Genomic DNA, 6,770 nt, shown 5'->3' with positions numbered 1-6,770 from the left:
GGGTTTTTTGTATTTAGGCTCCGGCGATTTACTGCGCGTAGAGTAGTACAGCGAAATCGGGAATTCGTGAAGCCAACAGTTTGGCGTCGTCCGGTCTGAACACAAAAACGTCAGGAACGGTTTTGGACAGCCGCAGGCTGGTCCCGCAGGGATGAGGCACAGGAGGTGCCGAACAATCCCGAGCTCTGCGACGGATATCAAGGCTTCTCGGCAACGCAAACAGTTTTGCGTTTCGCCAGCTGAACGGCCTGAACTCTGCGAGGAATATCATGTCTCCCGCGCAATCCCAACAATTTGGCTTCTTTCCTGCTGAACGGCTTGCTCTGCTAAGGGTATCAAGGCTCCCAATCAAGCCATTAACCCCACCAATCCGCTTCTTAAAAGCATAAAAAAATCCCCGCATGAGCAGGGACTTTTATCAGCAGAAACTTGTGATTCATAAATAAGATAGGCGTAAGCGGCTGTGTCAGTTCGGTGAAGGAGGATGGTGTTTACTAAAAGCTCTATTGTTTCGTCTTGAGGCTACAGGCTTAATGCTTAAAAGCGAAGCGTAACTTAGCGCACTGATACCCAGAGTTAGATCCACAGCCTTGGGTATCTTGTAATGAAATCACCAGCTAAGTCACTACTGTTAAGGCATTGCCTGCCACTTGCCGTTATGCAAATAACCAACGATCCGCACATTAACAGGCTCAGTTGACGCTGAAATATAGCCGATAGCTGATTTATTATTACTGACAATTTTGAGCATCTCTGCATCGCTTTGCACAAAATGCGGTCTGGCAGCTGCGCCGGTAAAAATCAGCCTTGACCAATAGGACTGATATTGAGCAGCGGTCAGATTGAGTAAGCTTAGGCAAAATTGCTGATGCTGTGCTGAATCTCTGGCACTGTGAAAAATAACTGCTGCTGAACCATCTGCAAAGGTACTGGTTTTATTCAGGTATAACTGGATAAGGCTATGTTGCTCGAGTTTGTTGTTATTACTCTGATGCGCTATCAGCACCAGTTCAGTTGCATGAACAGACAAACTTAATAGCAGGGTGATGAAAAGCATCAGCAATCTCATCTTTGCACCCTAAAACACAAAGTCTACGCCAAAGGAAAAACCACGGAACTCATCAACCTTAGGTTGACGATCCCGCCCTTGCATATAGTCAATTTTAAAGCTTACTCCTGGTTGCAAATCGTAACGCAGCGTTAATACATCCATCGAAAAACGGTTTGGGGTGGCCAGGCGCTGATAAACCTGAGTGCCGATTTGCCTGAGTGCAGGATGGGTGATATCACGCAGAAATCCCAGATCATTAATGTCCTGCATACTCCATTCGTGGTGATAAGTGAGGATAAATGGGTCAAATCTTCTGGACACAGCCACATAATGTGCTGTGTTGCGGGGATCTGCACTGTTTAGAATGCCATAATTGGTTTTTTCACCTTCAATTTTCCAGTCGCCAAATTGCAAGCGTGCACCAAAATAGTAGTATCTCGCCCGTTTTGACATACTCAGGGTATCAAGAAGCTGTTGTTTTTCGGCAGGGCTGGCGTTTACATTCGACAGGGCAGGTAACACCACAGGAAAAATGAGTTGTTCATCAATAGCGGTACCATCGCCGTCAGCTTGCATAGCACCGCCAAACACAGTCCAGTAATCGCGTGATAATTCAAGATAACCATTGATAATATTGTGCATTTTGATGGGCACCCCTTCAGGGCGCACACTTTTAAAGGTTTTCCCGCTGAAATCACCGGTAATAAGGCGGTACTTCACGGCAAAATCTTTCACCGTGGCTTTGTGTTCAAAGGATAAACCTTCAATAGTCTCAAAATCAAAATTCCAGTACACAGCTTTAGGCAGACGGGCATAGTCATGGGCATAACGCACATACTGAAAATCCGACTGGGCAAACAGCGGGTTGGCAATGCGGCCAAAGTTAATTTGCATATCTGGGTTTAATTGATAACTTAAAAACGCCAGGCTCATTTTGGCACTGAAGTCGTCACTGCCTTTTGCCATCATTTGCAGGGTAACCCGAAGTGAATCCTGTAAATCAGTTGTGGTTTGCAACGCAAATAAGGTTTCGTCACGCCAAATCAGTCCGTCACCGGCATACATATCAACCAGCTTCGGGTTTTCACCTTTTGGCAACATTTTGCCAGCGCGAACTGAACCAAAACCATGAATGTCAGTTTCTGCTGCAACACCGCAACTCAGCAATAACAACACACTAGTCAAGTTGCGCAGCATGATAGGGGATCCTGATATCAAAAGTTGTTCCTTGTTGTTCAATACTGTGCACCTGAATATCGCCTTGCAGGTTAAATTTAACGATTCGGTATGCAATGGCCATACCTAAACCACTGCTGCCTACGCCAAGTTTAGTGGTGTAAAAAGGGTCAAATACACGCCTTTGTAGCTCAGGTGCTATACCCACACCTTGATCACTACAACTTAAACACACTTCGTTTTGCCTTAGCGCAAGGCGTAATAAGCAGTTACCGCCCTGACCCTGAGGAAAAGCATGTTCCATCACATTCGATAACAAAGAACTAACCAGCTGTGCATAAAGCCCGGGCATACTGGAAATAATAATCTCAGGTTCAATTTGCAACTGTAGCTTGATCTGATGTGCATTCAGCTGATCCTGCATGCTGGTCACAACATCCTGAATATAATTGGAAAGATTAAACCAACGTTGTGCTTCACCATGTTGCTCTTGCGATAACAGTTTGAAGTTATTGATTAATTGCGAGGCTCTGCTGGTGTTGTTAATAATCAGATGCGTAGCTTCCGTCAGTTTATCCAGTTGACTCACCAGCTGTGGTTTGGTCAGGGTGCCGGCTTCGGTATCACGCAGCAGCTGCTGCACCATATCATTGATACAGGTAATACTGGTAATTACCACCCCAAGTGGTGTATTGACCTCATGGGCGACACCTGCCACCAGCGAACCTAACGACGCTTGTTTTTCTGATTGTAACAGTGCTTCCTGTGTCTGTTTCAGATGATTCAGTGCCTGCTCTGTGCGCTCTTTCTCTTGTTGCAAATCGGCTTTGGCCTCCGAGATAGTTTTAATATCACCGGATAAACGACCGGATAAGCCGGCAATACTGACCGCGACCTCTTCAAATTCATCCTGCAAACCCAGCAGTGGGTTCTGCACTATGCCGTCTTTACTATTGACCGCTGCAGTAAGTGCGGCATTTAGTTTGCGCAGTGGCTGTAATACCAGCTTTGATAATGCAAGAGATAAACCTGCTGCCAGGATCAGGATCAACAGCACCATTTCACCGGTCTGGCGCAGCATAATTTGTTTTAGTTCATCTGCGATATAGTCGGTGCTGCTGTATATTTTAATTTGTCCGACACTGGTTTGCTGGCCCCCCAGTGTCAGTTCAATCGTTTTTTCTATCACTGCACCGTCCTGACTGCTGCCCAGTAACGTCTGGTTTGGCAGTTCAAGCTTGTTGTTGCCGGCGTCGTTGATGGCAATTTTTTTGATGCCAGGATCAGTCAGATGCGGGCCAAGTAAAACCTCGAGTGAGCCAGGATTAAAATTCCAGACATCAATGGCAATACTTTGCGCCAGTGTTTTAATTGTGGCGTCCAGTCTGGCTTTATGTTGTTTGTTCAGTTGTAAATTGCTTTGATACAGATGTGTTGCAGAGAGCAGTAACTGACAAAAGATCAGAATAGCCGCCATCACCACCATTAACTTGCCGGTCAGCTTTAGCCTGATCATGCGACCGCGGTTATCCATACGCTCTTGCTACCTTGTAAAAGTGCAACTGCGTCGCCGTGCGAGTTGCAAAAACAACAGAATGTAACATGGTTCCCTAATGCAACTAATGCTAGCTGCAGATTATTAATTTACAAATTAAACAGTGAATTAGCTACATTAACTTTGCGATTTATTCAATCATTGTTACACAGGGTCGCTGTCTGAACGACAAAATGTCAGGCTGCGGGTAAAGTCTGCAATTGCGCGTAAATGGCCATGCTGGGGTCTTAAGGTTGACCAATAGCGACTGGCACCTTTGTGGCTGCGTGGTTTCTGATGTTTGGCAATAATGCCGTCTGTGGCCACCCATTTAGACATGATTTTGACACCACAACTGAGGTTCACTGCTGGGTCATGTAGCTTAGATGCATCTTTGATGGCACAGCCATAACGTTTCTGATTCGCGCTTTCGATAGAGATCTGCAACAAGCCCCTGGATATCACTTCTTGGCCTTTAGCGTCCCGGAACTTTTCCCGGTAATATCTTTGTGGTTTAAAGTTACTTTCTGGTTTTGCCATAGCCGAGAGTAAACCCACCCAGAATTTACGGCGCTCGGTTTTGGCAAGTTGGGGATAAGCCGGGCAGAAATATTTTACATCCTTCGGTACCAGCTCAACCAAGACCGAATTCGCCACTGCTGATTCTGCTGTCCTGGTCCAGCTGCCGTCTTTATTTGTTGCGGACCATGCTGCATAGTCGATGCTGGCATGACAGTTTGCTCCGTAAAACGTCAGCAGCAGCCAGAATAATCTCATGCTGAATTCAATCCTGTTGTTGGTTTTTATTGATGTTTTATTGTTTTTTCAGCAGTACCCAGACCTGGCTGTAGTCGCCACGGTGTTTATTGTCCTGATGATAGTCTGCAAAGTCGCGGTAATAACCACTTAACCAATCCAGCTGAAACTGGTTGTTGGCAAAGGCACCGCCTGTGTCAGCGAGCACGGTTAAACGATAGTGCACTGTGCCGCGCTCAGGGGTGGCTAGCAAGATTAGCTTACCCAGTCCAAGATTGACAATATCACCAGCCACAGTCACCTTGGGCGCTATCGGAATTTTATAGTCAGCATCTTTGCCATAGCCCAGCACACTTTTTACCTCTTTAAAGTACCAATAGCGCTGTTGCTGCTCCGGGGTTAATAACCTGTTGTAGGGAATGCCGTTGCTACGGTGTACGTTAAAATAACGATAACCCTTGTTGTCGGCAGGGATCACCGCTGTGCCTTGTAGCAGTGCACCTTCTAAATCCTCTCGGCTAAGCCATATCAGCGCCGGCGCCTTCAGCGGCTTTTGTTCCAGCGCGCCTTTGAGGATATCCTGTTTGCCAAACTGAAATCGGGTGATTTTGTTGCCGAGTTTGTCGGCATCTTCAAGTTTCAGCTTTGCTTCATCATAAGGCAGGCCATATAAGGCTTGTGGGTGGCTCGGGGATTTTGCGTTTTTGCCATCGGCGATGCGCACATAATATTTGGTTTGTAAAATTTGGTCGGACGGTAATTTTTGCAGCAGTGGTTTGTCTTTGGCCACTTTGGCGGCTGCAGCTCTGTCCGGATACCAGCGTACAAACTCAAATTCATTCTGAATAAAAACAGGGTCGCTCAGTCGAGACGGCCTGCCTGCAGCCTGATCTTGCTGATTGACAGTACATAAAAACGCCAGGGTGTCTTTAACCCGCTGCAGATCGGTACTGATGCCAGCAAGTTTGCCGCCATGGATAGCTGCCGGGTCGTAATGCTGGCCTTTATTCAGATACTTCAGCGTTTCGTCGGCGACAAAACATAAGTCCTGGCTGTGATCGGGCCAGACCCCTTTGTTAAAAACCGGTTGTTCAGGGAAAAATTTCGCAGAAGCCAAGGCAGAGCCGGAAAACAACAAGCTTAATAACAACAAACGCACAGCACACTCCGACAACAGAATTTAGCCGTCAGCCTATAGTGAGCGCTGCGCCGCTGCAACTTTTTCAGTAGCCAGTTGGTACTGATTGCTGTTTTGTGCAGCAGGAGCTGCGGCAACTACGCTTATCGCTTGCGACATGTCATCGAACTGGTTAAGTTGAATCAGGTTTTTATATTCAGGCGTCAACAATGCCCCATGATCATAACCAGCATCATCACAACGGCGAGAGCAGCAATATTGCTACTGCCTTCTGGTTAAATTTCGGTTTTACCTTGATTGAGTTTGTCGGCGGGTTTTTAACCAATAGTGTGGCTATTATGGCAGACGCGATGCACGACTTAGGCGACTGTCTGGCCATTGCTTTTGCCTGGGTAGCAAGCAAGGTGGCAAAAAGGGAAGCGAATCAGCGTTATAGCTATGGTTACCGGCGCTGGTCTTTGTTAAGTGCGCTGGTCAACAGTATTATTCTGGTGCTTGGGTCGTTGTGGATCTTATCCGAAGCAATTCCCAGGTTATGGCAACCCGAGCAACCCATGGCCGAGGGCATGATTGTGCTGGCAGTACTTGGGGTGCTGGTCAATGGTGCTGCTGTTTATAAATTACGTTTTGGCAAAACCCAAAACGAACAGGTACTGAGCTGGCATTTGCTGGAAGATGTTTTAGGCTGGGCAGCAGTGCTTGTTGGCAGTATTGTGTTGTACCTGACGGGGTGGGTCTGGATTGATCCGGTACTAAGTATTGGTTTTACCTGCTTTATTTTGCTCAACGTCTGGCGTAATTTGCGCAAGACTTTGCAGTTGTTTTTGCAGGTGAGTCCAAGCCCGGTGCTTGCTGCCGAACTTTCTGCAAAACTAACGACTTTGCCTTTTGTCGCTAGTTGTCATCATTTACATTTGTGGTCACTCGATGGCGAGCAACATGTACTGACAGTGCATCTGGTGCTCAAAGCCCAGGCTGATGGCCGCGAGCTGCCTTATTACAAAACTGAAGTCAGGCAGTTGCTGGCGCCTTATAAGCTTGCCCATACCACTGTTGAATTTGAAACCGCCGATGAAGCTTGTCGCGACAATAAAAACGCCACAAACTCTTTGCAC

6 protein-coding genes are annotated in these 6,770 nt (G+C 46.8%); 1 reads left to right on the top strand and 5 read right to left on the bottom strand.

The annotated features are described in order from the left end of the window. Positions 1-631: 631 nt before the first annotated feature. The 5 genes from V7P87_RS15520 to V7P87_RS15500 all read right to left on the bottom strand — a co-directional run bounded on the left by V7P87_RS15520 (position 632) and on the right by V7P87_RS15500 (position 5,676). Positions 632-1,057 carry a hypothetical protein gene (locus V7P87_RS15520; protein WP_333798246.1) on the bottom strand — a complete coding sequence of 142 codons (426 nt, stop codon included), beginning with the start codon at positions 1,055-1,057 and terminating at the stop codon, positions 632-634. A gap of 21 nt (positions 1,058-1,078) precedes the next feature. After that, a complete protein-coding gene (locus V7P87_RS15515; protein ID WP_333798245.1) occupies positions 1,079-2,248 on the bottom strand; it encodes a hypothetical protein in 1,170 nt (389 codons plus the stop codon). Beyond that, the gene (locus V7P87_RS15510) at positions 2,229-3,761 is read right to left on the bottom strand and encodes a sensor histidine kinase (RefSeq protein ID WP_333798244.1); all 1,533 of its coding nucleotides are present in this window, start codon (positions 3,759-3,761) and stop codon (positions 2,229-2,231) included. The genes V7P87_RS15515 and V7P87_RS15510 overlap by 20 nt, the downstream gene beginning before the upstream one ends. A gap of 165 nt (positions 3,762-3,926) precedes the next feature. Next, positions 3,927-4,538 carry a transglycosylase SLT domain-containing protein gene (locus V7P87_RS15505; RefSeq protein ID WP_333798243.1) on the bottom strand — a complete coding sequence of 204 codons (612 nt, stop codon included), beginning with the start codon at positions 4,536-4,538 and terminating at the stop codon, positions 3,927-3,929. A gap of 37 nt (positions 4,539-4,575) precedes the next feature. Then, positions 4,576-5,676, bottom strand: a complete 1,101-nt coding sequence (locus V7P87_RS15500; protein ID WP_333798242.1) for a hypothetical protein — start codon at positions 5,674-5,676, stop codon at positions 4,576-4,578. A gap of 188 nt (positions 5,677-5,864) precedes the next feature. Here V7P87_RS15500 and V7P87_RS15495 point away from each other — a divergent pair. Beyond that, the coding region (locus V7P87_RS15495; protein WP_333798241.1) for a cation diffusion facilitator family transporter at positions 5,865-6,770 on the top strand (906 nt) is incomplete at its 3' end.

It is taken from the genome of Rheinheimera sp. (genome assembly GCF_036782235.1).
Lineage (GTDB): Bacteria > Pseudomonadota > Gammaproteobacteria > Enterobacterales > Alteromonadaceae > Pararheinheimera.
The sequence above is the reverse complement of the archived record's forward strand: the minus strand, read 5'-3'. Positions and strand labels throughout refer to the sequence as shown.